Origin of the sequence: Chelativorans sp. J32 (assembly GCF_000518985.1) — a bacterium.
Classification (GTDB): Bacteria; Pseudomonadota; Alphaproteobacteria; order Rhizobiales; family Rhizobiaceae; genus Chelativorans.
The window spans coordinates 60,277-85,604 of record NZ_JAEQ01000012.1 but is presented as its reverse complement, the minus strand read 5'-3'; the positions used below and the strand labels follow the sequence as shown (position 1 = coordinate 85,604).

Below are 25,328 nucleotides of genomic sequence, written 5' to 3'. Positions count from 1 at the left end.
GTCCTCATGCCGGTCCCGGCGGCTCAGGACAAAACCTGAGCACAAATCGCGTCCCGGGATTTGCGTCCTGCCACTCGGCTTCACCACCGAGATGTGCGCTCAAGCTCGCAATGACCTTCTTTCCCAGTCCCTGTCCGTGGGCGGGCGCCAACGTGTCCGACAGCCCGACGCCGTGATCGGCAATTTCAAAACGGAGCAGATCTCCTTCCCGGGTCACGCTCACGAAGACGGGACCTGAGCTGTCAGGATAGGCGTATTTCAGCGCGTTGGTGACCAATTCGTTCACCAAAAGCCCCAGCGAGACCGCTTGCGAAGTGGCAATCATCGCCGGCACGACGTCGACGACGAACTCGTGCTCCGGCGCGGATGTTTTCAGCAGGCTGCAGAGATCCTCCAGGAATTCCGGCAGGTTCACTGCGCTGAGGACTTCGCTATTGCCGAGCAGTTCATGGATTCTTGCAATCGCCTGCACGCGCAACTGGGCGTCGGCGAGCGCCTGCCGTAGTTCGGGATCAGAAAGGGCGCGGGCCTGCATCCTCAGCAATCCCGCCACCATTGCGAGGCCGTTCTTCACCCTGTGGCTGACCTCGTCTGCCAGCATCTTCTGGTGGGCAACTGCCTTTTGTAGAAGAGCCTCCTTCGTCTTGAGGACCTCTTCGATCTGCTGCCGCTCCAACGCCACGCCGAGCAGATTTGCTAGGCCCGTCACGAAGACCAGGTCGGCATCGGTGAAACGGCCCTCTACCGGACTGTCGACTTCAAGCACGCCAAAACGTTCTTCGCCGCGGCGGATCACGGAGTTGATCGCGCGCTTGACGCCATGTTCGGCGAGTATGTGGGGTGTGCGAAACCGGCTCTCGCCGCCAAGGTGATTGGAAATCACCGACGCTCCGGTCCAGAAGGCATAGCCGGCAGGGCTCTTCTTGTCCGCACCTGTCTTTGCTCTCCCGACAATGCCGGGTTTCCATCCCACGCCCGCCCGCACCAGAAACTTCTGCTCTTCCGGCAGGTATTCGACCACCTTGCTGAACCTGCTCCGCAACCCAAGGGCACACACCCTTGCCGTCTCCTGAAGCAAGGCCTGTATGTCACGGTTCTTGAGTGCAAAGAGCGCGAATTCGGCGGCAAGCTGCTGTTGACGAAGCCGATACTCCAGCTCTTCCGCGGGGGCGCCCTTTTCAGGGGTGGCTTCGCCGATTTCTTCGAGTCCGGATGCCAAGGGCTGGCCCTCCTCCAATGCGATCTAATTCGCAAGCCCGGCGCGGCGTTCCCTCCCGATATCTCTCGAGCGCCTCAAACGCATGGCAGCGATGCAACGTCACACATTGTGGCAGTGCTGCTTTGCATGCATGCTGACCGGATTGGAGGAGAGGAGGAGCAAGTCCAATGCGTTCGATTCTGATCACTGGCGGGAGCCGCGGCATAGGGCGCGCGACCGCTCTGCTCGCGGCACAAAGAGGCTGGGCAGTCGCCATCAATTATGTCGGAAACGCCGCAGCAGCCCAGGCCGTAGTTAAGGAGATCGAGGCCGGCGGCGGAAGAGCTCTGGCCCTAAAGGGGGACGTTTCTTCCGAGGAGGACGTCGTAGCCATGTATGAGGCCGCGGACGGTGAACTGGGACCTCTATCGGGCGTCGTGATCAACGCCGGAATTGTCGGCCCCTCCCGGCCGCTTGTCGAAATCGAAACCGACCGGATCCGGCGCATCTTCGAAGTCAATACGATCGGCGCCTATCTCTGCGCGCGGGAAGCAGCCCGCCGCCTGGCGAGGAGCCGGGGCGGCGCGGGTGGATCGATCGTTATCGTTTCATCCATGGCAGCCCGACTGGGTTCACCTTTCGAATATGTCGATTACGCCGGATCCAAGGGAGCCGTCGACAGTCTTACCGTCGGCCTTGCCAAGGAAATGGGTTCCGAAGGCGTGCGGGTGAACGCGGTCCGGCCGGGCCTGATCGAGACGGAAATCCACGCCAGTGGCGGCCAGCCAGACAGGGCGAAGCGACTGGGCGTCACCTCCCCCCTCGGCCGCCCCGGCCAGGCGGAAGAAGTCGCCGAAGCCATCATATGGCTGCTCAGCGACGCCTCCTCCTATGTGACCGGCTCCTTCATCGATGTGTCCGGCGGCCGGTGAAGCGGGCGGTTACCGCCCGTTCTGTACATCCCCGGTTCAGGTGCTTGCGGTACAAAGCCAGCCGCAAGTTGTTGATTCTGGACGTCGGACCTTATGAAACCGATTCGGTTTCGGGCCGATTCGCTGGTCAACGCACCTGAAAGAAGACGAGAGGGCGACATGAATCAGTGGTTTGTCAGGGGCGCGGCGCTTCTCGGCCTCATCTTTGCTGCCGTGACGGGAGCGGAAGCAGAGCCGATTGCGGAAGGGGCCGAGCATTGCGTCGTCAATGTACGCAGCGACGACGTGTTGAATATGCGCGAGCAGCCCAATTCGCGGGCGCGTGTGAGAAGCCGCCTTCGTTACGGAACCTGTGGGATCTTCGTCCAGGACGAGTGCCGCGGAAACTGGTGTCCGGTGGAAGATGGGCACAATACAGGCTGGGTGCACCGGCACTATATCGCAATGGTTTCACCGGCCATGTACTGCGCGACAGGCATTCCCCCGCGCGGTTCCCTCGTCCTGCGGGCCTATCCTTCACCCCAATCGCGTGTGCTGACCCGGCTCGATCGCCGCCAATGCGAAATCGCCTTCCTGCCCTATGCGGTCGGCGGGTGGCAGAAGATTCGCGTGGATGGCTGGCAAGGCTGGGTGGAGCGGCGCAACCTCAGCGGCGAGTGACGGCAAGCATCTGCCGGATCGAATCGGAACAATGTGAACGGGCTCCCGGTTGCGTAAGGCAACCAGGGAGCAAAGTCATGTCCAGCAAGATGCCGCCGGTTCCGCCGGCAAACCGAAGCAACAAGGGCACGGGTGACGCGAAGAAGGCGCAGCCCGATGACAGCAAGCACGGAACGCATGGCGCGCCCGATCCCGATCGCCAGGCGCAGCAGGGCAATTCAAAGGTGAACACCACGCATCAAGGCTATCAGCAGGATCGCTGATGAGGTGAGCATGTCCACTTCCAAGAAAACGCCGAAAAGCATCCGCCAGGGCGGTCCCGGCGCCGCCCACGAAAACGCGAAAGATCCGCTCGAGGTCGAAAAGCCACCGGCAGACGACGACCGGCGCAGTCAAAGCCGAGTATCCGGCGGAGGAGGAGAAAAAGACAGCCATCATTCGCACAATCCGGCACGAAAGGGCGGCTCCGCCTAAGACGCGCCGGGGCTGCTATGACATGGAGAGTGGTGGGCGATGAGAGACTCGAACTCCCGACATCTTCGGTGTAAACGAAGCGCTCTACCAACTGAGCTAATCGCCCGCCGTCCAACCGGCCTCAGCCGGTTTCAAGCCCGTCCGTTTAGGCGGTTCGGCTGATAATCGCAAGGGAAAATCGCCAGTGGTTCCCCTAGAAGAAATCTTCGTCGTGAATTCCTTCGACAAATGTTTCACACCGCTTGACACGCCACCGCGAACCGCCTAAGTGACCGCCACGACACGCGTTCAAGCCGTGTCGCAAGCGCGGGTGTAGCTCAGTTGGTTAGAGTGCCGGCCTGTCACGCCGGAGGTCGCGGGTTCGAGCCCCGTCACTCGCGCCATTTTTCAATGGCATAGAAGAACTTTTCTAGGATCCGGACAATCCGGGTCCGTCCGTGCAGTCGCGGCTTCAGCCTGCCTCCCCTCCCCCTGTTCATTTTCCATAATTTCCCGGCCGACCTTTCCGGCGCGAAAAGAAATCTTGGCAATATTATTGTAATGTTTCTTTGGGACCGTACACAGCCAGTGAGATGCTGGGTTGTAGATGACTGTTTTCAATTTCGTTTTCGCCGTTCAGGCCCGTTTGACTTACCTCGCCGTTGCTACACTTCTAGTCTGCCTTGCGCTCACAACGGCGCTGCTGGCTCAGGAGGATCAGGCTTCTTCCCGCTCGCTCGACGTAGGCGTCTATAGGAGTCCGCCTTTTGTCTTTGCGCAGGGGGCCGCCTATTCCGGAATGGCCATCGAACTGTGGGAGCAGGTGGCGAGCCGCCTCGGGGTGAGTTCGAGCTACCGCGAATTCGATAATTATGCGGATCTGGTCGCAGCGACGGCCGACGGCACCATAGACGTGGCGGTGACCAATCTCACCATCACGGAGGACCGGGCACAAATCGTCGACTTCACACAACCCTGGTTCGATGCGGGCCTGCGCGTAATGGTTCACACTCAGGCCGGCTCCAGCTTCGCCGACATCATTTCCGATCTGGACGATGCCGGCCACCTCATGAATTACGCATGGCTTGCTCTGGTGATTCTGCTTGCCACGGCAGCCCTGACGATCTTCGATCGGCGTTTCGATCCGGATTTCCCAAATCGCTGGAGGGAGGGGCTCGCGGAGAGCTTCTATCATGTCATGTCGATTGCGACGTCCGGCAAAACCTCAAGGAAGAACCTGTTCGGCTGGCTTGGGCGAATCTGGCAGGCGATCTGGATGGTCATCGGCATAGCGGTCATTGCCTATGTCACCTCCTCCGTAACGAGCGTGATGACTGCATCTCACCTCACGAATCAGATCAACAGCGTGGCTGACCTGCAAGGCAAGATCGTAGGCGTGCGGGCAGGAAGCATCGCGGAGGCCTATATGAAGGCCACCTATGTGACCACGATGCCGTTCAATCATATCGAAGAGGCTACGGAAGCGCTGCTCAACGGGGAGATTGCCGCCATCGTCGGCGACAAGCCGGTGCTGGAATATTACGCCCATACCAATCCGAACCTGCCTGTCGATGTCGTGGGGAACACGTTCCACCCGGACAAATATGGATTTGCTTTCCGGCCAGGCAGCGCGCTGGCCAAGCCCGCGTCGGTGGCAATCATCGGCTTGCAGGAGAGCGGCGAAGTCGAACGGCTCAGGGTCAAGTATTTTGGGCAGCAGCCTTAGGTCACTGATCGGAACGAGTTAGATCAGAACCATCAGCACGGCCGAGTTGACGGCCGCCGAGTGGTCGAGGCAGCATAGAACCGAGGAGGGACGTGTTGGCCGGCCTCATGCCACATCGCTGGATCGTGAAATTCTGGACCTCGCTTTCGGCGACCGGCCTTTATGTCGGCACGCTTTTGTTCGCTGCCTCTTTTACACCGTCCCTTCTTCCGCGCACCTTCACGACGCAGGGCATCCTTTCGGGAGCCTGCTTTGCAGCCGGATATTGCATCGGCCTGTTCGGCCGTTGGCTGGCGCGCTATCTCGAATTTCCCGACCCGCCAGAGCACGTCCTGCGCCCCATCAAATATGTCTCGGCCGCCCTTTGTGCCTTCGTGGCATCCGTATTTCTCTGGCAGGCGGCGGAATGGCAAAATTCCATCCGGGTTCCCATGGGGCTGGACCTGCTGGACAGCGCACATCCTCTCCGGACAGGCCTCGTCGCCGCAGCCACTTTCATTGTCCTGCTTTTTCTCGGGCGCCTCTTCCGGCTCATCCTCACCTTTACCTCGTTCCGGCTGCGCCGTTTCATCCCCCGGCGCGTGGCGAATGTGCTGGGCGTGGTTGTGGCGATCGCTCTGTTCTGGGCAGTCGCGGAAGGCATCCTGTTCCGCTTTTCCCTCCGGGCGGCGGATGCTTCCTTCCGCGCCTATAACGAACTGATCGAACCGGAAATCGAACGCCCCGCGGACGCCCGCAAAACCGGGAGCGCCGCGTCGCTCATCGATTGGGAGGATCTTGGCAGGGCTGGACGCGAATTTGTCGCCTCCGGCCCGTCCGCAGCCGAGATCGGCTCCTTCTGGGGCGTGGACGCCATGGAGCCCATCCGGGTCTATGTAGGGCTCAACGCGGCCGAAACGGCTGAGGAGCGCGCCGAGCTCGCTCTAAGGGAGCTGAATCGAACCAACGCTTTCGAGCGCTCGGTGCTCGTGATCATTACGCCCACGGGGACGGGCTGGAGCGACCCGGCCGCTATCGATACGCTCGAATATCTGCATGATGGCGATGTCGCCAGCGTCGCCGTACAGTACTCCTATCTCACCAGCTGGCTATCGCTTCTTGTGGAACCTGACTACGGCACCGAGAATGCGCGCGCTCTATTCTCGGCCGTGTATGAACGTTGGCGAGACCTCCCGAAAGACCGCCGGCCCCGGCTTTATCTACATGGATTGAGCCTCGGGTCGTTCGGCTCCGAGGCATCTACCGAACTGTTCGAAATCTTGGGCGATCCCTATCAAGGCGCGCTCTGGAGCGGCCCGCCCTTTGCCAATCGAATGTGGCAATATGTAACCCGGCAACGCAATCCCGGCTCACCCGAATGGCTGCCGCGTTTCCGCGACGGCTCCTATGTCCGCTTCACGAACCAGTTCAACGAGCTTGCTATACCCGGTGCCGTATGGGGGCCGATGCGCATCGTCTATCTTCAATATGCGAGCGACCCGGTCACGTTCTTCGAGTACCAGTCGCTATACCGTAGGCCGGAATGGATGAACCAGCCCCGAGGCCCGGATGTCTCGCCGGAACTGCGCTGGTATCCCGTGGTCACCTTTCTTCAGCTTCTGGTCGATATGGCGCTGGCAACCACCGCCCCGATGGGCCACGGACATGTCTACGCGCCCGAGCACTATATCGACGCCTGGATGGAGGTGACTGCCGTCAATGGAAAATCCGGCCAACAAATTCAGCGGCTCAAAGAGCATTTCGCAATTCGGTAGCCCCGTTTACGGTCGCTTGTCCTGTTTGCCTTCGCCGCTTCGATTTTCGTGCTCTTCGCCGGTCTGCGGCTTTGGGCTGGCTCCTGCATCTTCCTTCGTCTTCTCCTGCTTCAGCTGGCGATCGACCACTTCGCGCGAACCTTCGGCCGGATCGTCGGGGTGCGGGGTTGTCGGCATGTCGTTCCTCCATTTTGGAGGTCCAATCGGCGGAGCAGCGTCAAGGTTCCTTCAAGTTTGCCAATGCGAGCCGACGACCGCGACCGCGATGCGGTCTCGGTCGTCAGGGCCTGCAAGTAGATTGACACTTTTACTGGGCTGGAGCGGGGGCCGGGGCCGAGGTACCGCCGCCCTGCGAAGCGCCTTCATTGGACGGAATGTTCACATCCACATCGGGTGCCTCAATGTCGGGGGTTTCGACACTCACGTCCGGGGCATCCCGTGTAACGCTCGAAGTCATCTCTCCATCGCCATCGAAAAGGCCTCCGCTGAACAGGAAGATGACGAGCACGACCGCTGCGATGGCGACGACGATACCTGCTATCATGCCCGCACCGGCACCACCGCCATCCCGTGTCTCCACAATGGTGGTTCTTTCTTCAGGTTCTTGCATGGTGTTCTCCTCATTGAGCCAGCCGCAAACCGGCGGCTGGCCCTAGTTTTGAACGCGGCCTCAGGCCACGATGATGTAGACGATGTCGTGGCTGTCCGGATCCACGATGACGATCCGGCCATCGGCGAGGACGAAGTACATGTATCCCTCGTACTCGGGCACGATCTGGACGATCCGGGCCGGGAGCGGATGCAGCTCGACCGTGTCGGGCACGGAAACGCCCACACTGACGTCGATATCGACATCAACAGGTTCGGCATCGCTTTCGACGATCACATTGCGGATCTCGGTCTTCTGCTCGTCGGTGATATTGATCGCGGCCGTGGTCTCGCCGGAAGGTGAGGTTGTCGCGGCCTGACCCTCATTCTCGGGCTGGGCAGGTGCTTCCCCGGCCACCGAACCGGACTGTCCAGTGTTTGTCTCACCAGCATTTGGTTCCTGCGTGGCAGCAGCACCGGTCGACCCCTCGGACGGAGTGGTTGTCTCACCGGCGGCCGCTCCGGCGCTCGTTTCGCCGGTGCTCTGGTCCTGCGTCGCAGCGGCGCCAGTCGATCCCTCGGACGGCGTGGTCGCCGTCTCGCCCTGCACGCTCTGCTGCGGCGGGATAGGCTGCTGCGGCTGAGTATTCTCCTGTGACATTGCAGGCAGGGAGGCAAAAGCGGTTCCAGCAAGAAGAACAGCTGCAAAACCGCTGAGCTTGTATGATTTCATAAAAGGTCTCCTCTGACTTGATTTACTGCCCATTCTACTTGAGCACGCCGGCTGATTTGCGATTACTTCTTTCGAAGAGCGCGCCGACGCTTCCTCCTATCAACATGTCAGCGGATAACCCGTTCCGAGGAAGGGCTTAGGTCCATCCACATATCGGACTTTAGTCCCAATACCCGCCGGACTTCGGCCCGAACGCCCGTCTGTTAAAGGTCCGCGCCCGAATATTTCGGGAACTTGGCCCGCGATACATCGTTGGCGCGACGGAGTTTGCGAGGTGGTTATGGAAAAGAGCGTCTACCAGGCCCGTTGGCTTCTCGCAGCCTTGTTCGGGCTGACTTTAGGGATGTTTCTTCTCGGTGCAGCGGCGGCTTAGGCCGTCGCTCTCACCGCGGAAAAAGAGTGAAGCTGCTCGATTGCTTTTTTGCCGATTCTTCTTGCGGCGCATGCATCCGTCCCTTCCTGCGCCAGCAAGCCCGCCGAGAATAAAAGATTCTCGGCGGGCAGCAGCTCCGTAAAACCTTCCCAATGCGCGAAAGCTAATGTGATTTTTCCAATGGGATATACCGTGCCATCTCTCGCAGCGCGGTTCATTTCAGCGCTGACGGCGTTTCTACGAGGGAGACGAGCATGCTTTGCCGCCGCAAGATCCTGGCCGGAATCATAAGCCTGCCATTTAGCGCTGCTCTGGCGGCGACAAGCAGAGACTTGGCGTGGGCGCAAGGCAACAGCGGGGGCGGCAATGGTGGAGGGAACAGCGGCGGCAATGGCGGCGGGAACAGCGGCGGCAATGGCGGCGGGAACAGCGGCGGTGGCAATGGCGGCGGGAACAGCGGCGGTGGCAATGGCGGTGGAAACAATGGAGGAGGTAATGGGGGCGGGAATAGCAATAACGGAAACTCCGGCCCGGCGGATGGAGGTCGCGGCAGCAAGGGCAATGGCAATAATGGCGGAGGAAAGGGAGGTCGCGGTTCAGGCCGCGGCGGCGGCGCAACTGGTGGAAGGTCGCCCGCGGATGGCGGAGGCAAGGCAAGTGTCGTAACCCGCGGATCGACGATCGAGGCCCGCCATCCCAATGGGATGACAGAGCGAGTGCGAAACGGCCGTTACATCATGACTGACGCCAAGGGGCGGACCATCATCAACCGACCGGCAAGAAGATCCGATCGGACAAGGCTTCAGAGTCTATCCGATTAATCTGGATACAGGTGCCCTGTCCCTTGTCTCTTGTCCGTCAAGGGAGGCACGCAGGGTCAGCGCGGCTTCCGTGCGATTGCTCACTCCGAGCTTCGCAAAAATCCGCGTCAGATGATGCTTGATCGTCTTTTCCTGCAGGTCCAGTTGAAGCGCGACGCGTTTGTTGCTCAAGCCGCCGGCAACGAGCTTCAAGATCTGGAACTCCCGATCCGTGAGTTCCGATATCGGATCGGGGCCCGAATGCGGGTTGCCGGTGGAAAGATCTCCGATCAAGCGGGCCGACAATGTGGGCGAAACGTAACTTTGGCCCGCCGCAACCATGCGCACAGCCTCTGCCAAAGTCCGTGAACCGACACCCTTCAGGACATAGCCTTTTGCACCCGCGCGCAACGCGCCGATCACATCGTCGCTCGCCTCCGATACCGTCAACATGATCACTTTCTGTTCGGGTAGCCTCTCAAGAATGGCGTGCAGCGCGTTCAACCCGCCGCCAGGCATGGAGATGTCCATCAGCAGGATATCCGGACGTCTCTCCTCGACAATACGAATGGCTTCCTCGCTGCTGCTGCCCTCCCCTACGACTTCGAAGCTTCCGATCTCGGACAGGCTGCGGGTAACTCCTTCCCTGAACAACGGGTGATCGTCCACCACCGCAATCCTAATCGGCTTCATCGGACCAACTCCATCTCATCCAGGTTAAGCCACATAATCACACGCGTCCCCCTGGTTGGAGACGCCTCCACGAAAAAGCGGCCGCCAAGGCTTTCTACCCGTTCGCGCAATCCGACGAGGCCAACGGCGTCCGGACGGATGTTTTCAGGATCAAAACCAGGCCCTCCATCCGATATTTCCACGACGACACGGCCTTCTTCGCAGCTCTGCTTGATGCTCTGGCAGATGCCCCGGCCATGACGGTAAGCGTTGTTCAGTGCTTCCTGGGCGAAGCGGTAGATGCAGATTTTCGCCGCGGCCGGGAGCGGCTGTGAAGAACCCGCTACTTCCATATGAACCCTGCTTCCTGTCCTCTGCTCGTGCGCCTGGACGACACGACTGAGGATATCCTGCAGATCGGCCCCTTCTATATTGGGCAGGACCAACCCATTGCAGATGCTTCGGATTTCACGCAGCGCCTCATCGAGACTTTCCTTAATTGTGGACATTTCACGGGAAAGCTCCTTGTCGGCTCCGGCAGCGGTGCTGACCGCTTCGCCGTCGAGCCGGAGCGCCGCAAGTGCCACGAGCTGAGCCGGTCCGTCGTGCAGGTCCGCCCCGATCCGTCTGAGATAGCCCTCGTTGAGAGAAGCCACGCGTTGGGAAGCCCGCGTCACGCGTTCATGCAGCGCCTTGTTCTGCGCAAGCAGCCGCGAAAGCTCGGCCACGCGGTCGCCGAGAGCCTCCCGCTGGCGATCGATGATCCGGCTCCCCCGCAAGACGATCACCGAGAGAGCGAGAAAGAAGCCCAAGGTGATAATTGCCACCGCGATCCAGCTGCGGATGCGAGCCTGATTGAGGCTCCGCTCGAACTCCGTCGCAACCTCGTAAAACTCCGAAACGGCAACCACTTCGCCCGACCACGGTTGCAGTATCGGATTATAGATCTCGAGCAGGGGTTGACCGGTCCTGCGCTCGGCTTCGCTTTCGACATCGTCAACCTTGTTGAACTCCGCCACCATCGAACCGGAGAAAGCCGCGCGGATATTGGGGTTGGGTTCGAAATGCTTGCCGACGAGACTCTTATCGCTCGAATAGACGATGGTGCCGTCCGGGCGCCAGATCCTGAACGATACCAGCCGTCTTCCAAGGGCGCCGAGCCCTAATGTCTCGTCAAGGGCACGCGTTTCCGCATCACCAAGCGTTGCGCCCTTCTGCATATCCGGGAGGAGCGGCGCGATCACGCTATCCACATAAAGCGCAGTGCTGGCCGCAGAGTTGCGCGTCACGGCTTCTTCGATGAGCCTGGTTACCAAAGCCCCCACCAGTAGCATAGCGAGCAACGCCACCACGCCACCGGCGAGCAGAAATTGTCTCGCCAAGGATTGCGAAAGCCACCGATCGACCAGGCGCGCTATGTGCTGCACCGGAGTCCCCCATTGCACCGAGCTTGCAACGCTCCGGACGGCTTCAGGGTTGCAGATGGATAGAATTGTCCGCTTCGAAGAAACGCAAGGGTTCCGACATTCGACGGCAGAGACAAGGCCATATCCGACTTCGGAATTTTCGATCCCGTCATAATCGGAGCGGGATTTACCCTGCCCTTGTTAAATGATGGGGATTTCAAACCATGCCTAACGGTGTAACCAACGACAATGGGGCCGGAAGCTCTTCGCAAGCTCTTCCGGAGTTGCCGCCCTTGGTTCCGGTCCGACCGGCGCCGGGCCAGATCCATGAAATCGGATATAGCCGGCCGAACTCGCCCACCAATCCGCCAATCCCGGCTCGCGCGGACACGTCAACCGCTTGGAAGGTTCCTGGCACTGGCGAGACCATTCGCGACATTTACCAGGAACAGGCTCACAACATGCTGAAATCCGGAGCCACCCTGGACAGCACCACTCGCTTTCTCGAGAACATCTATGGCCCGATAGGGAGAGAGAATCTGCATAAGTGGGTCTGGCCGAAATAGGGCCAGCGAAAAACCCGCCGGCCAAACCCGGCGGGTTACTCTCGCATGATTGCGAGCCTGCGAACGGACTACCTGGTCGGCTCCGGATCGGGATCCGGCGGAATCGGCTCCGGACGCGGCGGGTCCGGTATGGGCTCTGGCGCGGGTCTGGGTGGGTAACCCATATTCTCCTCCCTCAAAGGTCAGCAGGCGCTACTATCAAGACCTGGCTGGCGGAGTTGTTCCTGCCATCTCCTCATCGGCGCGCGTCAGTGAGGATAAGATCGGCCGCCTTTTCCGCAATCATCAGAGTCGGCGAGTTCGTGTTGCCGGAGGTGATGGTCGGCATCACGGAAGCGTCGGCGATGCGAAGGCGCGAGACTCCACGAACCTTCAAGGCCGGGTCAACGACGGATTCTTGATCCGCACCCATTTGGCAGGTTCCGACGGGATGAAAGATCGTTGTCCCGATCAATCCCGCAGCTTGCACCAATTCCTCTTCCGTTTGGAAGTCAGGCCCCGGCTTGAACTCCTCCGGGCGATAGGGTTTGAGGGGCTCCTGGGTCACAATGCGCCTGGTGAGCCGAATGGCATCGGCTGCCACCTGCCGGTCCGTCTCGGTGGAAAGGTAGTTCGGCCGGATCGCCGGCTGCTTACGAAAATCCGGCGAGGCTGCATGGACGGAGCCCCGGCTGTCCGGCCTAAGATTGCAGACGCTGGCGGTAAAAGCCGGAAAAGCGTGCAGCGGTTCGCCAAACTTCTCGAGCGTCAGCGGCTGCACGTGGTACTCCAGATTCGGCGTCTCATAGGACGCGTCCGAACGTGTGAACATGCCAAGCTGGCTGGGCGCCATGGACATGGCCCCGGAGCGGCTGATGGCATATTCCAGCGCGATCGCCATCTTGCCCATGAGGCGCCCTGCCCGTTCGTTCAGCGTGCGGATGCCCGAGACTTTGTAAGCGCAGCGCAGCTGCAGGTGATCCTGCAAGTTCTCGCCAACACCGGGACGTTCGAGCAGGACGGGAATGCCGGCCTTCTGCAGCGCTTCCCCATTGCCAATGCCGGAGAGCTCCAGAAGATGAGGCGAACCGATGGCGCCGGCAGCGAGGATCACCTCGCGGCGGGCATGTGCATATCGCGTGGCGCCGAGCTGATCGAACTCCACCCCTCGAGCCGTAAGATCCTCGATGAGAAGACGACGCGCATGGGCATTCGTCTCGATCCTGAGATTGCGGCGGTGCCGGATGGGCCGCAAGAAAGCTTTTGAGGCGTTCCAGCGAATGCCGCGGCGCTGGTTAACCTTGAAATAGGAGGACCCCTCATTGTTGCCCCGGTTGAAATCATCTGTCCGGGGAATGCCTATCGCTTCCGCGGCTTTCTGGAACGCGTCCAGGATCTCCCAGCGCACGCGGGCCTCCTCGACCCGCCATTCCCCGCCCGCCCCATGCATTTCGTCGGGGCCGAGATAATAGTCCTCCGTTTTTTTGAAGTAGGGCAACACGTCGTCCCAACCCCAGCCGGTGCAGCCCATCTGCCGCCAGAGATCGTAGTCGCGCGCCTGCCCGCGCATATAGATCATGCCGTTGATCGAGGAGCAGCCGCCCAGCACCTTGCCGCGCGGATAGGCAAGCGAGCGGCCGGCGAGCCCGGGTTCGGCATCGGTTATGAAGCACCAGTCCGTGCGGGGGTTGGAGATGCAGTAGAGATAGCCGACCGGGATGTGAATCCAGTGATAATTGTCCTTGCCGCCGGCTTCCAGCAGCAGGACCGAGATGTTCGGATCGGCAGAAAGCCGGTTGGCGAGGAGGCAGCCAGCGGTTCCAGCACCGACGATAATGTAATCGAAGATTTCAGCCATGGATGCTCGGTCCAAGCGATGGATCGGCGTTCTTCCACACCCTCTTCTGCCCTCCCGGGCCAGAGGAGAGCGTCGCCATGCTTAAAGCTCCACAAATGGCTCCCTTATGCACTTCGGCTAACTCAGCCGGCGCAGGAGCGCCTGGATTTCGCCGACAATGCCTCGCCGGAAGATAAGCACGCAGATCATGAAGATCGTCCCAGTGACGATGGTGACGGGCAGCGGAGAGGTGGCGAGATAGTTCTGAAGCGTCACCACAAGCCCGGCCCCAACGATCGGCCCCACCATGGTGCCGATGCCGCCCAGAAGTGTCATCAGGATCACTTCACCCGACATCTGCCAGCTCACATCGGTGAGCGTGGCAAATTGGAACACGAGTGCCTTGAGCGCGCCGGCTAGTCCCGAGAGCGCCGCCGACATGACGAAAGCCGCGAGCTTGTATTTCTGCACGCTATAGCCGAGCGAGATCGCTCGGTTCTCATTCTCGCGGATGGACTTCAGGATCATGCCGAAGGGCGAATTGACGATGCGCCAGATGGCGAAGACGCCGATCAGGAAGACGGCGAGCACGAAATAATAGATATTGAGCGGCTGGTTTAGGTCGATCAAACCGAAGAGATAGCCGCGCGGCACGCCCTGAATGCCATCCTCGCCCTTCGTGAAGGGGGCTTGGAGGCAGAAGAAGAAGAACATCTGCGCCAGGGCCAGCGTGATCATGGCGAAATAGATGCCCTGGCGGCGGATGGCGAGAAAGCCCATGACCAGCCCCATGCCGCCCGCGCCGACAAGACCGAGCAGGATGCCCGCTTCCGGCGTCCAGCCCCATTCCTTGACTGCATGCGCGGTAAAATAGGCCGCGCCTCCGAAGAAGGCCGCATGGCCGAAGGAAAGCAGGCCGGTGAAGCCAAGCAGGAGATTGAAAGCGCAGGCGAAGAGCGCAAAGCAGAGCATCTTCATCAGGAAGATGGGATAGAAGAAGAACGGCGCGGCGATCAGGCCGACCACGGCGATGAGCAGCAGCAGAACATCCAGCCGCGTCGCGCGGTGGGCTTCGGCTTGAGTGAGAGTGAGGTCGGCCATCTCACGCATCCTTTCCGAAGAGGCCTGCCGGCCGGACCAGGAGAACGATCGCCATGATGACGAAGATGACGATATTGGAAGCTTCCGGATAGAAGACCTTGGTCAGCCCTTCGGCGAGGCCCAACAGATAGCCCGTGACGATCGCGCCGAGGATCGAACCCATCCCGCCGACGACCACGACGGCGAAGACGATGATGATGAGATTGGACCCCATCAGCGGGCTGACCTGATAAACAGGAGCGGCCATGATACCGGCAAGGCCCGCGAGCGCGGCGCCAATGCCATAGGTCAGGGTCAGAAGCAGCGGAACGTTCACGCCGAAAGCCTGAACCAGCGTCGGATTCTCCGTCGCGGCGCGCAGATAAGAGCCCAGTTTGGTCTTCTCGATCAACAGCCAGGTGCCAAGACAGACCACGAGTGAGGCGATCACCGCCCATCCGCGATAGACCGGCAGGAACATGAAGCCCAAATTCACGGCCCCGGTAAGCGCCGGCGGCGGCGTATAGGCCTGCCCGGAGACGCCGTAATAGTAGCGAAACACGCCCTCGATCACCAAAGCCAGGCCGAAGGTGAAGAGGAGGCCGTAAAGATGGTCGAGATCGTAGAGGCGCGACAGCGCCAGCCGTTCGATGATCATGCCGGTGATGCCGACGATGAGCGGCGCGAGGATCAAGGCCGGCCAATAGCCGATGCCGAAATGGGTGAGCAGCAGATAGCCGACAAAGGCGCCGAGCATATACTGCGCGCCATGGGCGAAATTGATGATGCGCAGCATTCCGAAGATGATGGCGAGGCCAAGGCTCAGCATCGCGTAGAATGAGCCATTGATCAGCCCTACCAATAGCTGGCCCATGAAGGCCTGAACCGGAATGCCGAAGATCATGGTCATTGTCGTCAGACTCCGAGCGTCTCGTGCAGGGCTTCCCTGCGCCGATCGAGTTCCGAGACGGGGAAGCTTGCGGTCACCCTTCCATTCTCCATCAGGTAGAAGCGGTCTGCGATGCGCCGGGCGAAGTGGAAGTTCTGCTCGACGAGCAGAACGGTCATGCCCCGCTTCTTGAGCTCCCGCAGAACTTCGCCGATGCGCTGAACGATCACCGGCGCAAGCCCTTCCGTGGGCTCGTCCAGCAGGAGCAGTCGCACCCCTGTCCGAAGCATCCGCGCGATCGCAAGCATCTGCTGCTCCCCGCCAGAGAGCTTCGTGCCGGAGCTGTTGCGGCGCTCCTTCAGGTTGGGGAAAAGATCGAAGATCTCCTCCAGACCCATGCCGCCCTCCTTGGAGACGACCGGCGGCAGGAGGAGGTTCTCCTCGACCGAAAGCGTGGCGAAGATGCCGCGCTCCTCGGGCACAAAGCCGATGCCCTGGTGTGCGGTGCGGTGGAGCGGCAGGCGCATCAGATCCTTGCCGCCAAAAGTGATCCTGCCGGTACGGCGCCGGATGATGCCCATAATGGCGCGCAGGGTGGTTGTCTTGCCGACTCCGTTGCGGCCGAGGAGAGTGACGGTTTCGCCGGGGAAGACGTCTAGGTCCACACCATGCAGCACATGGCTCTCGCCATACCAGGCGTGGAGATCGGAAAGCGATAGGAGCGGCTCACTCATAGCCGGTCCCCATATATGCAAGCTTCACCTGCTCGTTCTCGCTGACCGTCACATAATCTCCCGTTGCGATCACCTCGCCTCTCTGCAGAACAGTGATGCGATCGCAGAGGTCGGCAACTACTTTGAGATTGTGCTCCACCATCAACACCGCGCGGTCTTGCGCCACGTTCCGTATGATCGAGGCCACCCGGGCAATATCCTCCTGGCCCATGCCAGCCATGGGCTCGTCGAGCAGAAGCACCTTCGGGTCGAGCGCCAGCGTGGTGGCGATTTCGAGGACGCGCTTTCGACCGTAGGAAAGATCGGCCGCAAGCTTGTGCCGTTCATCCTGGAGACCCACGGATTCAAGGAGCTCGAGGGCGCGTTCGTTCAACCGGTCCAGCGCCGAGAGAGAGAGCCAGAACTGGTAACCGAGACCGCGCGGCCGCTGCAGCGCAACGCGCACATTGTCGAGCACGGAAAGGTGGGGAAAGGTCGCCGAAATCTGAAACGAGCGCACGAGCCCCATCCGTGCCACACGCGCTGCCGAAAGCCTGGTGATGTCGCGGCCATCAAGCCGGATCGTACCGCTCGTCGGTTCCAGGAACTTGGTCAGAAGGTTGAAGACGGTGGTCTTGCCGGCGCCGTTCGGGCCGATCAGTGCGTGGATCTGCGCATGATAGGCGTCAATATTGACGTCTTTGACCGCGACAAAGCCGCCGAACTCGCGCCGGAGCCCACGGGCGGAAAGCACCGCCCGCGGCTCCCGTGTCTGCACGTGGCGGCCGGGCACGGCCGCCGTCAACATACCGGTCATGGTATCACTGGCTGACCAGCGGACAACCGCTTTCAGCCGGATTCATATAGGCCTGGTCGCCGGGGATTGTAGCAAGCACCTTGAAGTAGTCCCACGGCTGCTTGCTTTCATCCGGCTTCTTCACCTCCAGCAGGTACATATCCTTGATCATGCGGCCATTGGCGCCCACCTTGCCGCCTTGGGCAAAGATATCGTCAACCGGCATCTCGTGAAGCTTCGCCGCCACGGCTTCCGTCTCGTCGGTGCCGGCCGCCTCGATCGCCTTGAGATATTGCATGACTGCGGAATAGGTGCCTGCCTGGATCATGTTCGGCATGCGCTGCGTGCGCTCGAAGAAGCGCTTGGCGAATTCGCGGGACTGGTCGTCGCGATCCCAATAATAGCCCTCGGTGAGCGTCAGGCCCTGTGCCGCCTCAAGTCCCAGGCCATGGACCTCGGCAAGGGTGAAAAGCAGTGCCGCAAGCCGCTGTCCGCCGGCGACGATGCCGAATTCTGCCGCCTGCTTGATGGCGTTCGAAGTATCGAGACCCGCATTGGCGAGCCCGATCACCTTGGCGCCAGACGACTGCGCCTGCAGCAGGAACGAGGAATAGTCGGTCGTGCCCAACGGATGACGCACGGAGCCCAACACCTGACCCCCCTTCGATTTTACGAAGTTGGAGGTCTGTTCCTCAAGCGAATAGCCGAAGGCATAATCGGCGGTCAGGAAGAACCAGGTGTCACCACCCTGCTCCACCAGCGCGCCACCGGTGCCAACGGCAAGGGCATGGGTGTCATAGGCCCAGTGAAAACCATAAGGCGAGCACTGCGCGCCGGTGAGTTCGGTGGTGGCCGCACCGGTGACGATATCGATCTTCTTCTTTTCCTTGGAGATGCCCTGCACCGCGAGAGCGACCGAGGACGTGGTAAGTTCCATGATGGAATCCACCTGCTCCGTGTCATACCACTGGCGGGCAATGTTGGAGGCGATATCCGGCTTGTTCTGGTGGTCGGCGGTGATCACCTCGATCGGCGCGTCGAGAACCTTGCCGCCGAAATCCTCCGCGGCCATTTTGGCCGCCTCGAACGACCATTTCCCGCCAAAATCGGCATAGACGCCCGACTGGTCGTTCAGGATGCCGATCTTGACAGTATTGTCCGAGACCTGCGCTGCCGCAGGGATAGCGGTTGCCGCCAGAAGCGCGGCCGTGACGAGTGCCAGTCTTCCCATGCATTTTCCTCCCATCGAAACTCGCGCCTCAACGCTCGGCTGCTCCCCGGCCCTTTTCTTTTCTCCCGCTCCTGTCTCCTCCACGAGCGGGGAAGGTGCCTTGCGGCGAACCGCAGCGCAGCATTCCCGGAAAGTAGCATTGACGTTGACGCACACAAACGTCCAATTCTGCACAAGTTCTGTTGAGAAATGCACAAGCTATGCATCGCTTCACTTGGGACGACCTGCAGTTCTTCCTCGCTGTGGCCCGCACGGGTCAACTGTCGGCGGCGGCGCGCAAACTCAGGACGAACCACGCCACGGTCTCGCGCAGGATCGATCGGCTGGAACAGGCGCTTGCGGCAAAGCTCTTCGAGAGGAGCCCACGCGGTTATACGTTGACAGCGCTCGGTGAGCGCCTGGTCGAGAACGCCGAAGTCATGGAGCGGGAGGCTTCCAGCTTCCATAACGAAGCTGCGAGCGGCGCCGCACCCATGACCGGCGTCGTGCGTATCAGCACGCTTGAAGGCTTCGGCAACTTTTTCCTCGCAGACCGGCTTCCGCTGCTGGCGCTTTCGCAACCGGGCCTATCGATCGAGGTGCTGACGATCCAGCAGATCGTTTCGCTTTCCCGTCGCGAGGCCGACATCACGATCACGCTCAATGCGCCGAAGACCGGTCCCTATCATTATGAGAAGATCACGCTCTACCGGTTGTTCATCTATGGGCACCGCGACTACCTGGCCCGCCACGGCCCCATCCGCTCAAGAGACGATCTCGCCGATCACTACTTTATCGGCTATATCGAAGATACGGTCTTCACCCCGGGGCTCGATTACCATCGAGAGCTTCTTCCCGGCATGCGGGCGGCTTACCAGTGTTCCAGCATCCACGCCCAACTCGCCGCCGCGCGTCACGGGCTCGGCCTGTGCGTACTGCCGCATTACATGGCGTGCCACCATCCAGAGCTGCAGCCGGTCATTCCCTCAGACTTGTATCTGGAACGCCAATATTGGGCGATATGCCACAACGATCTGGCCGCCGCGCCGCGGATCCGCACACTTCTCGCTTTCATTCACGCAGAGGCAGCGCGCATGGCCTATGAATTCCACGGCGACCAGCTGATTTCCGGGAAGGGCTGAGAGGGTCGTCAATCCTCTTCGCGAATGGCGAACAAATCCTTGTACTGCCTTGGCTGCGAGCGGAGATACTGGTTGGGCGCCCTAACCTTCCCGCCCAGATGAGCCGCGGCGTGCCAAGGCCAGTGCGGATCATAGAGGATGGCGCGGGCCAGCGCGACGAAGTCTGCATCTCCCGTGCCGACGATAGCCTCCGCCTGCTCGAATTCGGTAATCAGCCCAACCGCCACGACCGGCATGCGGACCGCTGCCTTGACCGCTCGGGCGAGCGGAACCTGGTAGCTGGGGCCGACGGGAATCCGCTGCACGGGCGACAGGCCTCCGCTCGAAATGTGGATCGCATCGCAGCCCCGCGCCTCAAGCGCCCGGGCGAAGACGATCGTCTCCTCGATCGTCCAACCGCCCTCCACCCAATCGGTGCCGGAAACCCGCACCGTGACGGGCTGCCCGGCTGGAAAAGCGGCGCGAACCGCATCGAAGACTTCCAGGGGATAGCGCATGCGGTTTTCAAGCGGACCACCATATTCATCGCTCCGGTGGTTCGACAATGGCGAAAGGAATTCGTGCAGCAGATAGCCATGGGCGGCATGGATCTGAACCGCGTCCAGACCGAGGCGCGCAGCCCGCTTCGCGGCATCGGCGAAAGCGTTCCGCACGCGGGCAAGACCGGCGCGGTCTAGTGCTGTGGGCGGGTTCTCGCTTTCCTTGAAGGGCACCGCCGATGGCGCCTCGGTCTGCCAGCCTCCCGGCATGCCCGGACGTATCTGCCCGCCCCCCTTCCAGGGAATTTCGACGGAAGCCTTGCGGCCTGCATGGGCGAGTTGGACCGCGATGGGCATATCCGACCATCGCCGGACCGTTTCGAGCACGCGACGCATCGCAGCTTCATTCTCATCGGAATAGAGGCCGACATCGGCATAGGAAATCCGGCCTTCAGGCGCCACAGCCGTGGCTTCGATCGTCAGCAATGCCGCACCGGAAAGCGCCAAGCTTCCAAGATGGATCGTGTGCCAATCGGTCATGCAGCCGTCCTCGGCGGAATACTGGCACATCGGGGCAATGACGACCCGGTTTTCCAGTTCAAGCGAACCGACGCGCATCGGAGTGAAAAGCTTAGAACTCATGATCGCGAACTCCCTTCCGAAGGGCTTCTGGAGAGCACTCCAACGGCTTTGTCGTGACGGCTTCCAAAGCTGCAATGCGGGGCTTCGTTCCCCGCAAACGCCGCCCGCAAAAATGCTGAGAATTACAGAGGAAACCCGTCCGGGCTCTCAAAATAGAAAAGCCGGGCAGAGCCCGGCCTTCCGCAAGAAAACGGAACGGAGCGATCAGTTGATCGCGTCCTTGAGGCCCTTGCCCGCGGAGAATTTCGGAACGTTGCGGGCCGGGATCTTAACCTCGGCGCCGGTCTGCGGGTTGCGGCCAGTGGAGGCCTCGCGCCGCGACACGCTGAAATTGCCGAAGCCCACGAGCCGGACGTCTCCGCCGTTCTTCAGCTCGCTGGTGATCACGGAAAAGACCGCATCCACAGCCGACTGAGCGTCACCCTTGGAAATGCCGGCCTTCTCGGCGACGGCGGATACCAGTTCGTTCTTGTTCATAAACAACAAACCCCTTCCTTGTAATGGCCGGAGATCGACTCAACCGGCGAGGCCCGCACTTTATGAAGAACTCGCCGCGTCACCAAGCGACAAATGCGGAGGAATCCTGAAAAATCCCCGGATTTCTGCGGCTTTCAGCAAAAAAGCCGGCCCTTGCGGGCCGGCTTTCGTCGTTCTTGCCGAAAATCTTATGCTCAATGAGCGACAGCAGGCTGCGCCGCATCGTCAGCCACGTCCGCCGTGGCAGGCGCGTTTACAGGCTCGACCCATTCGATCGGTTCGGGCAAGCGCACCAGCGCATGCTCCAGGACCTCGCCCACCCGGCTTACGGGCACGATTTCCAGACCGCTCTTCACGTTCTCCGGGATATCCGCCAGGTCCTTGGCGTTTTCTTCCGGGATGAGCACCTTCTTGATGCCGCCGCGAAGCGCCGCCAAGAGCTTCTCCTTGAGACCGCCGATCGGGAGTACCCGGCCGCGCAGCGTGATCTCGCCGGTCATTGCGACGTCCTTGCGGACCGGAATACCGGTCAGCACCGAAACGATCGCAGTTGCCATCGCGACGCCGGCGGACGGACCATCCTTCGGCGTCGCGCCTTCCGGCACGTGCACGTGGATGTCCCTCTTGTCGAAGGCCGGGGGCTCGATGCCGAAATCGACGGCCCTCGAGCGGACATAGGAGGCCGCTGCGGAGATCGATTCCTTCATGACGTCGCGCAGGTTACCCGTGACGGTCATGCGGCCCTTGCCAGGCATCATGACGCCCTCGATCGTCAGCAGCTCGCCGCCGACCTCGGTCCATGCCAGTCCCGTCACGACGCCCACTTGGTCCTCGCCCTCGACCTGGCCGAAGCGGAACCGCGGCACGCCGAGATAGTCGGCCAGATTATCCTCGGTCACCTCGACGGAGGTCTTGCCGGTCTTCAGGATCTCGGTCACCGCCTTGCGCGCCAGCTTCATGAGCTCGCGCTCAAGATTACGGACACCCGCCTCTCGCGTGTAAGTGCGGATGACGGCCTGCAGCGCCCCATCCGTGACGGAGAACTCGCCCTGCTTCAATGCGTGCTCGCGCACGGCCTTGGGCAGGAGGTGCCGCTTGGCGATCTCGACCTTCTCGTCTTCCGTATAGCCGGCAATGCGGATGATCTCCATGCGGTCCATGAGCGCCGGCGGAATGTTGAGAGTATTCGCCGTCGTCACGAACATCACGCTCGACAGGTCGTATTCGACCTCGAGATAGTGGTCCATGAAGGTCGCATTCTGCTCGGGATCCAGGACCTCAAGCAAAGCCGAGGACGGGTCGCCGCGGAAATCCATGCCCATCTTGTCGATCTCATCGAGCAGGAAGAGCGGATTGGATTTCTTCGCCTTCTTCATCGACTGGATGACCTTGCCGGGCATCGAGCCGATATAGGTGCGTCGGTGACCGCGGATCTCGGCCTCGTCACGCACGCCGCCCAGCGCCATACGCACGAACTCGCGACCGGTGGCCTTGGCGATCGACTTGCCGAGCGAAGTCTTACCGACACCCGGAGGTCCGACGAGGCAGAGGATCGGGCCCTTGATCTTGTCCTGTCGGCTCTGCACCGCCAGGTACTCGATGATGCGCTCCTTCACCTTCTCCAAGCCGAAGTGATCGGCATCCAGCACCTCTTCGGCATAGGCCAGATCACGGCGCACCTTGGAGCTCTTCTTCCACGGAATCGAAAGCAGCCAGTCGAGATAGTTGCGCACGACCGTCGCCTCTGCAGACATCGGCGACATGGTCTGCAGCTTCTTCAGCTCGGCCTCTGCCTTCTCGCGGGCTTCCTTGGAAAGCTTGGTCTTCTTGATGCGCTCCTCAAGCTCGGCGACCTCGTTGCGGCCGTCCTCCCCCTCGCCCAGCTCCTTCTGGATCGCCTTCATCTGCTCGTTGAGGTAGTATTCGCGCTGGGTCTTCTCCATCTGCCGCTTGACGCGGGAGCGGATGCGCTTTTCCACCTGCAGAACAGAGATTTCGGCTTCCATGAAGCCCATGGCCTTTTCGAGGCGCTCACGGATCGAGAGCGTCGCGAGCATCTCCTGCTTCTCAGGAATCTTGATCGCCAGATGCGAAGCGACGGTGTCTGCCAGCTTGGAATAATCCTCGATCTGGCTCGTCGCGCCCACCACTTCGGGCGAAATCTTCTTGTTGAGCTTCACATAATTCTCGAAGTCGGCCACGACCGAGCGCGCGAGTGCCTCGATCTCGACTTCGTCTTCCTCGGGCTCGGCCAGCACCGCGGCATGGGCCTCGTGAAAGTCCTGCCGGTCGGTGAAACCGGTGATGCGGGCACGCGAAGCACCCTCCACGAGCACTTTCACGGTGCCATCGGGAAGCTTGAGGAGCTGCAATACGTTGGCAAGCGTGCCGACATCGTAGATCTTGCTCGGATCCGGATCGTCGTCGGACGCGTTCATCTGGGTCGCCAGAAGGACCTGCTTCTCGGCACCCATCACCTCTTCCAGAGCCTTGATGGACTTCTCGCGGCCCACGAAGAGCGGCACGATCATGTGCGGAAAAACGACGATGTCGCGCAGAGGCAACACCGGGAACACGGCCTCGGTCGATGTTTTTTGTGCTTCTGTCATCTTATCAGCCTTTCAGGCCGCGGCCGCTTGGGAGCCGGCCGCCGGCCACACTGTTATGGGACGTCGTTCCGCAAAGGAAGGGCTCGACATTGCAACACCGATCCAGGATACGAAACCCGCCACCGCTTACTCCTTAAGTGGAGGTGCGAGGGGGTAATATCAAGGCTGCAACGGAACGGATCGGGACCAGACGCGAGGCTCGCGGCAATGGTCCCATTCCGGCTGGCTTGGCCTTCATCGATCACGCGCTGACGCTGCCCTTTTCCTTCTCGCGCTCGGAGTAGATGTAAAGCGGCCTTGCGTTTCCAGCCACCACGTCCTCCGCAATGACGACCTCCTGAACGCCTTCCAGCGCCGGAAGTTCGAACATCGTATCGAGCAGGATCGCTTCCATGATCGACCGCAGGCCGCGAGCGCCGGTCTTACGCTCGATCGCCTTGCGGGCGATGGCCTTCAACGCGTTCTCATGGAAGGTAAGCTCCACATTCTCCATCTCGAAGAGACGCTGATACTGCTTTACGAGCGCGTTCTTGGGCTCGGTGAGGATCTGCACCAGGGCTTCCTCGTCCAGATCCTCCAAGGTCGCCAGGATTGGCAAGCGCCCGACGAATTCCGGGATCAGGCCGAATTTCAACAGATCTTCCGGCTCCACCTGGCGCAGGAGTTCACCCGCACGCCGATCTTCGGGCGAGGCGACGGTCGCCCCGAAGCCGATGGATGTCTTCCGGCCGCGATCCGAAATGATCTTCTCCAGGCCGGCGAAAGCGCCGCCGCAGATGAACAGGATCGAAGACGTGTCGACCTGCAGGAATTCTTGCTGCGGATGCTTGCGGCCGCCCTGGGGAGGCACGGAGGCGACCGTGCCCTCCATGATCTTCAGGAGCGCCTGCTGCACGCCCTCGCCCGAGACGTCACGCGTGATCGACGGATTGTCCGACTTGCGGGAAATCTTGTCGATCTCGTCGATATAGACGATGCCCCGCTGTGCGCGCTCGACATTGTAGTCGGCCGCCTGCAGGAGCTTCAGGATGATGTTCTCGACATCCTCACCGACATAACCCGCTTCTGTCAGCGTGGTCGCGTCGGCCATGGTGAAGGGGACGTCGATGATGCGGGCCAGGGTCTGGGCAAGCAGCGTCTTGCCGCAGCCCGTGGGGCCAATCAGCAGAATATTCGACTTCGACAGCTCCATATCCGCGTTCTTGCCCGCATGGGCAAGCCGCTTGTAATGGTTATGGACGGCTACCGAGAGAACGCGCTTGGCATGGGTCTGGCCGATCACGTAATCGTCCAGCACCTTCATGATCTCCTGCGGGGTGGGCACACCCTCGCGCGACTTCACCATCGAGGACTTGTTCTCCTCGCGGATGATGTCCATGCACAGCTCGACGCATTCATCGCAGATGAACACGGTCGGGCCGGCGATCAGCTTACGGACCTCATGCTGGCTCTTGCCGCAGAACGAGCAGTACAGCGTGTTCTTGGAGTCACCGCCGCTGTTGCTGATCTTGCTCATGCTTCATTTTCCTTTCAGTACTGCCGGTGCCTGCCCCGGGCGGCACCGGGAGGAGCCGGAAACGGCGACCCTGAGGTCATTCCGTCGCCTCTCCCATC

General features: G+C 60.9%; 25 protein-coding genes and 2 tRNA genes. 9 read left to right on the top strand and 18 right to left on the bottom strand.

The genetic code is table 11. The features are described from left to right. Nucleotides 1–4 precede the first annotated feature (4 nt). Nucleotides 5–1,219 (bottom strand): sensor histidine kinase, encoded by a 1,215-nt coding sequence (locus CHEJ32_RS0115770; RefSeq protein WP_034658600.1) that lies wholly within the window; start codon nt 1,217–1,219, stop codon nt 5–7. A gap of 167 nt (nt 1,220–1,386) precedes the next feature. Between CHEJ32_RS0115770 and CHEJ32_RS0115765 the strand changes: the two genes are divergently transcribed. From CHEJ32_RS0115765 to CHEJ32_RS27770, 4 genes are all read left to right on the top strand, one after another. Beyond that, the gene (locus CHEJ32_RS0115765) at nt 1,387–2,130 is read left to right on the top strand and encodes an SDR family oxidoreductase (protein ID WP_028034650.1); all 744 of its coding nucleotides are present in this window, start codon (nt 1,387–1,389) and stop codon (nt 2,128–2,130) included. 159 nt (nt 2,131–2,289) lie between these two features. Continuing rightward, the gene (locus tag CHEJ32_RS25010; protein WP_034658599.1) at nt 2,290–2,790 is read left to right on the top strand and encodes an SH3 domain-containing protein; all 501 of its coding nucleotides are present in this window, start codon (nt 2,290–2,292) and stop codon (nt 2,788–2,790) included. Nucleotides 2,791–2,867: 77 nt separating this feature from the next. Then, nucleotides 2,868–3,053, top strand: coding sequence for a hypothetical protein (locus CHEJ32_RS0115755; RefSeq protein WP_028034649.1), 186 nt, complete (start codon nt 2,868–2,870; stop codon nt 3,051–3,053). Between the two features lie 10 nt (nt 3,054–3,063). Then, complete coding sequence (locus tag CHEJ32_RS27770) at nt 3,064–3,264, top strand: hypothetical protein (protein WP_028034648.1); 201 nt, start codon at nt 3,064–3,066, stop codon at nt 3,262–3,264. 30 nt (nt 3,265–3,294) lie between these two features. On the opposite strand, the gene CHEJ32_RS0115745 is transcribed toward CHEJ32_RS27770, so the two are convergent. After that, nucleotides 3,295–3,370: transfer RNA gene (locus CHEJ32_RS0115745), tRNA-Val, on the bottom strand. A 200-nt stretch (nt 3,371–3,570) separates the two neighbouring features. Here CHEJ32_RS0115745 and CHEJ32_RS0115740 point away from each other — a divergent pair. From CHEJ32_RS0115740 to CHEJ32_RS0115730, 3 genes are all read left to right on the top strand, one after another. Then, nucleotides 3,571–3,647, top strand: a tRNA-Asp gene (locus tag CHEJ32_RS0115740). Between the two features lie 203 nt (nt 3,648–3,850). Continuing rightward, a complete protein-coding gene (locus CHEJ32_RS25005) occupies nt 3,851–4,969 on the top strand; it encodes a transporter substrate-binding domain-containing protein (protein WP_084032832.1) in 1,119 nt (372 codons plus the stop codon). Between the two features lie 107 nt (nt 4,970–5,076). Further along, on the top strand, nt 5,077–6,723 hold the full coding sequence (locus tag CHEJ32_RS0115730; protein WP_028034647.1) for an alpha/beta-hydrolase family protein: 1,647 nt from the start codon (nt 5,077–5,079) through the stop codon (nt 6,721–6,723). 6 nt (nt 6,724–6,729) lie between these two features. On the opposite strand, the gene CHEJ32_RS27200 is transcribed toward CHEJ32_RS0115730, so the two are convergent. The 4 genes from CHEJ32_RS27200 to CHEJ32_RS0115705 form a co-directional block, all read right to left on the bottom strand. Then, the gene (locus CHEJ32_RS27200) at nt 6,730–6,900 is read right to left on the bottom strand and encodes a hypothetical protein (protein WP_156936713.1); all 171 of its coding nucleotides are present in this window, start codon (nt 6,898–6,900) and stop codon (nt 6,730–6,732) included. 130 nt (nt 6,901–7,030) lie between these two features. Further along, entirely contained in the window at nt 7,031–7,333 is a 303-nt protein-coding gene (locus CHEJ32_RS25000) for a hypothetical protein (protein ID WP_034658598.1), read from the bottom strand. Between the two features lie 60 nt (nt 7,334–7,393). Continuing rightward, nucleotides 7,394–8,044 carry a DUF1236 domain-containing protein gene (locus CHEJ32_RS26350; protein ID WP_051469703.1) on the bottom strand — a complete coding sequence of 217 codons (651 nt, stop codon included), beginning with the start codon at nt 8,042–8,044 and terminating at the stop codon, nt 7,394–7,396. Between the two features lie 369 nt (nt 8,045–8,413). Then, nucleotides 8,414–8,635: a hypothetical protein gene (locus CHEJ32_RS0115705; protein ID WP_028034646.1), complete on the bottom strand. Its 222-nt coding sequence runs from the start codon at nt 8,633–8,635 to the stop codon at nt 8,414–8,416. Nucleotides 8,636–8,783: 148 nt separating this feature from the next. On the opposite strand from CHEJ32_RS0115705, the gene CHEJ32_RS28070 reads away from it, so the two are divergent. After that, nucleotides 8,784–9,083 carry a hypothetical protein gene (locus CHEJ32_RS28070; protein ID WP_028034645.1) on the top strand — a complete coding sequence of 100 codons (300 nt, stop codon included), beginning with the start codon at nt 8,784–8,786 and terminating at the stop codon, nt 9,081–9,083. A gap of 143 nt (nt 9,084–9,226) precedes the next feature. Here CHEJ32_RS28070 and CHEJ32_RS0115695 read toward each other — a convergent pair whose 3' ends face one another. From CHEJ32_RS0115695 to CHEJ32_RS0115655, 8 genes are all read right to left on the bottom strand, one after another. Beyond that, nucleotides 9,227–9,910, bottom strand: coding sequence for a response regulator transcription factor (locus tag CHEJ32_RS0115695; RefSeq protein WP_028034644.1), 684 nt, complete (start codon nt 9,908–9,910; stop codon nt 9,227–9,229). After that, nucleotides 9,907–11,316: a sensor histidine kinase gene (locus tag CHEJ32_RS0115690; RefSeq protein WP_028034643.1), complete on the bottom strand. Its 1,410-nt coding sequence runs from the start codon at nt 11,314–11,316 to the stop codon at nt 9,907–9,909. Before CHEJ32_RS0115690 ends, CHEJ32_RS0115695 begins: the two co-directional genes overlap by 4 nt. A 780-nt stretch (nt 11,317–12,096) precedes the next feature. Further along, nucleotides 12,097–13,698 (bottom strand): GMC family oxidoreductase, encoded by a 1,602-nt coding sequence (locus tag CHEJ32_RS0115680; protein WP_028034641.1) that lies wholly within the window; start codon nt 13,696–13,698, stop codon nt 12,097–12,099. 117 nt (nt 13,699–13,815) lie between these two features. Then, the gene (locus CHEJ32_RS0115675) at nt 13,816–14,778 is read right to left on the bottom strand and encodes a branched-chain amino acid ABC transporter permease (RefSeq protein WP_028034640.1); all 963 of its coding nucleotides are present in this window, start codon (nt 14,776–14,778) and stop codon (nt 13,816–13,818) included. A 1-nt stretch (nt 14,779) separates the two neighbouring features. After that, nucleotides 14,780–15,667: a branched-chain amino acid ABC transporter permease gene (locus tag CHEJ32_RS0115670; protein WP_028034639.1), complete on the bottom strand. Its 888-nt coding sequence runs from the start codon at nt 15,665–15,667 to the stop codon at nt 14,780–14,782. 5 nt (nt 15,668–15,672) lie between these two features. Then, nucleotides 15,673–16,380, bottom strand: a complete 708-nt coding sequence (locus CHEJ32_RS0115665; protein ID WP_028034638.1) for an ABC transporter ATP-binding protein — start codon at nt 16,378–16,380, stop codon at nt 15,673–15,675. Further along, nucleotides 16,373–17,176, bottom strand: a complete 804-nt coding sequence (locus tag CHEJ32_RS0115660; protein WP_084032829.1) for an ABC transporter ATP-binding protein — start codon at nt 17,174–17,176, stop codon at nt 16,373–16,375. Before CHEJ32_RS0115660 ends, CHEJ32_RS0115665 begins: the two co-directional genes overlap by 8 nt. A 4-nt stretch (nt 17,177–17,180) precedes the next feature. Continuing rightward, complete coding sequence (locus tag CHEJ32_RS0115655; RefSeq protein ID WP_028034636.1) at nt 17,181–18,386, bottom strand: ABC transporter substrate-binding protein; 1,206 nt, start codon at nt 18,384–18,386, stop codon at nt 17,181–17,183. 200 nt (nt 18,387–18,586) lie between these two features. Here CHEJ32_RS0115655 and CHEJ32_RS0115650 point away from each other — a divergent pair, with 200 nt between their 5' ends. After that, the gene (locus CHEJ32_RS0115650) at nt 18,587–19,507 is read left to right on the top strand and encodes a LysR family transcriptional regulator (protein ID WP_028034635.1); all 921 of its coding nucleotides are present in this window, start codon (nt 18,587–18,589) and stop codon (nt 19,505–19,507) included. An 8-nt stretch (nt 19,508–19,515) separates the two neighbouring features. On the opposite strand, the gene CHEJ32_RS0115645 is transcribed toward CHEJ32_RS0115650, so the two are convergent. The 4 genes from CHEJ32_RS0115645 to clpX all read right to left on the bottom strand — a co-directional run bounded on the left by CHEJ32_RS0115645 (nt 19,516) and on the right by clpX (nt 25,230). After that, the gene (locus tag CHEJ32_RS0115645; RefSeq protein WP_034658595.1) at nt 19,516–20,628 is read right to left on the bottom strand and encodes an NADH:flavin oxidoreductase/NADH oxidase; all 1,113 of its coding nucleotides are present in this window, start codon (nt 20,626–20,628) and stop codon (nt 19,516–19,518) included. Between the two features lie 204 nt (nt 20,629–20,832). Beyond that, nucleotides 20,833–21,105, bottom strand: a complete 273-nt coding sequence (gene hupB, locus CHEJ32_RS0115640) for a DNA-binding protein HupB (RefSeq protein WP_028034633.1) — start codon at nt 21,103–21,105, stop codon at nt 20,833–20,835. A gap of 194 nt (nt 21,106–21,299) precedes the next feature. Further along, nucleotides 21,300–23,714, bottom strand: coding sequence for an endopeptidase La (gene lon / locus CHEJ32_RS0115630; protein ID WP_028034632.1), 2,415 nt, complete (start codon nt 23,712–23,714; stop codon nt 21,300–21,302). A gap of 241 nt (nt 23,715–23,955) precedes the next feature. Then, nucleotides 23,956–25,230 (bottom strand): ATP-dependent Clp protease ATP-binding subunit ClpX, encoded by a 1,275-nt coding sequence (clpX, locus tag CHEJ32_RS0115625; protein ID WP_028034631.1) that lies wholly within the window; start codon nt 25,228–25,230, stop codon nt 23,956–23,958. Nucleotides 25,231–25,328: the final 98 nt, after the last annotated feature.